Source organism: Cupriavidus sp. UYPR2.512 (assembly GCF_000379565.1).
In the GTDB taxonomy this organism is placed as follows: domain Bacteria; phylum Pseudomonadota; class Gammaproteobacteria; order Burkholderiales; family Burkholderiaceae; genus Cupriavidus.
The window spans coordinates 1-1,562 of record NZ_KB903081.1; the positions used below are offsets into that span (position 1 = coordinate 1).

2 protein-coding genes are annotated in these 1,562 nt (G+C 64.3%); one reads left to right on the top strand and one right to left on the bottom strand.

Annotation, left to right across the window (positions count from 1 at the left end; translation table 11 throughout):
- The coding region (locus A3A5_RS39090; protein ID WP_035813287.1) for a 3-keto-5-aminohexanoate cleavage protein at window positions 1-323 on the bottom strand (323 nt) is incomplete at its 3' end.
- 116 nt (window positions 324-439) lie between these two features.
- On the opposite strand from A3A5_RS39090, the gene A3A5_RS0121670 reads away from it, so the two are divergent.
- A complete protein-coding gene (locus tag A3A5_RS0121670; protein WP_018312616.1) occupies window positions 440-1,441 on the top strand; it encodes an AraC family transcriptional regulator in 1,002 nt (333 codons plus the stop codon).
- Window positions 1,442-1,562: the final 121 nt, after the last annotated feature.

The following is a 1,562-nucleotide window of genomic DNA, read 5'->3' on the forward strand; positions in this document are numbered from 1 at the left end:
TCCTGGCCGTCGTCTTCCGGCGCAAACGAGATCGAGCCACCAACCTGGATGATCATGTCCGGCACCGCGGCGCGCACGCCGGCGATCAGCTCGTTAAACTTGGACAGGCGCTTGGAGCCCTTGCCGTCGAGCTCGCGTACATGCAGGTGCAGCACCGTGGCGCCGGCGTTGTAGCAATCCACGGCCTTCTGCACCTGTTCTTCCATGGTCACCGGGATGTCTTCCGGGAAGTCCTGCGGCATCCATTCCGGGCCATAGGGCGCAACGGTAATCACCACTTTGTCCATGTTTTCGGGGTGCAGGGAATCGTCGAGGAATTGCATGGATGGCTCCGGTTGGTTAGTGACTGGAGTATCGGCTAACGACTGGCCATGATTTGACGATCCGAGACATCCGATTTACATTTCGGGACACTCAGGGAAAGCACGGAATCCGCCCCATGTCCTACTATCTGCGCAGCGCCAGCCTGACCAACTACGTGGAAGTCGCGCGTTCGCTGGGGCTGGATCCGTACCAGCAGCTGAGGGCGGCGAAGATCAACCGCTCGGTCCTGCTCGACCCCGATATCCGCATCCCGGCGGCATCGGTCGGCCGCTTGCTGGACGCGTCGGCGCACGCCGCCGGCGCCGACGATTTCGGCCTGCGCATGGCCGAGCTGCGCGAGTTCTCCAACCTGGGCCCGCTCGCCTTCGTGGTGCGCGAAGAACCGACGCTGCGCCGCGCGCTGGAGTCGATGGTCCGCTACATGGGCCTGCAGAATGAGTCGCTGTCGATGCGCATCGAAGACAGCGATGAGCTGGTGATGATCCGGCTGCAGGTGCTCACCGAAGCGCCGGGCACCCTGCGGCAGGCCGCCGACCTGGCGGTCGGCGTGGTCTTCCGGATGCTGAAGCTGTTCCTGGGGCAGTCCTGGCGGCCGCGCAGCCTCTGCTTCACCCACCCGGCACCGGCCAGCGCGGCCACGTTTTCACGCGTGTTCGGCATGCCCTGCACTTTCAACCAGGATTTCGACGGCATCGTCTGCCTGGCCTCGGACCTGGAAGCGCCATTGCCGTCATATGACCCGGTGATGGCGCAGCAGGTGAAGCATTATCTCGGCACGCTGCTGGCGCAGTCGACCGTGGCGAGCATGTCGGACATGGTCCGCAAGCTGGTTTACGCGCTGCTGCCCACCGGACTGTGCTCGGTCGAACGCGTGGCCCAGCACCTGAGCGTCGACCGGCGCACCGTGCATCGGCGGCTCGGGCAGGAACATACGACTTACTCCGCGATTCTCACCGAGGCCCGTGCCGACCTGGTGATCCGCTATCTGGAGAACCGCGAGCGTCCGCTGTCGGAAGTGGCCGCGCTGCTCGGGTTTTCGTCGCTGAGCGCGTTCTCGCGGTGGTTCAGCGGGCGCTTCGGGCGTAGCGTGTCGGCGTGGCGTGCGCAGGCGGGGTAAGAGGGAAAGTTTTTGGCAATGCGGTCGGTTGTCGTGCTTGGCGGGCTTGGGCTGTTTCGCCGGCGTAGCCGGCGAGTCACTTTTTGTCCGAGCGACAAAAAGTAACCAAAAAACGCGTCGC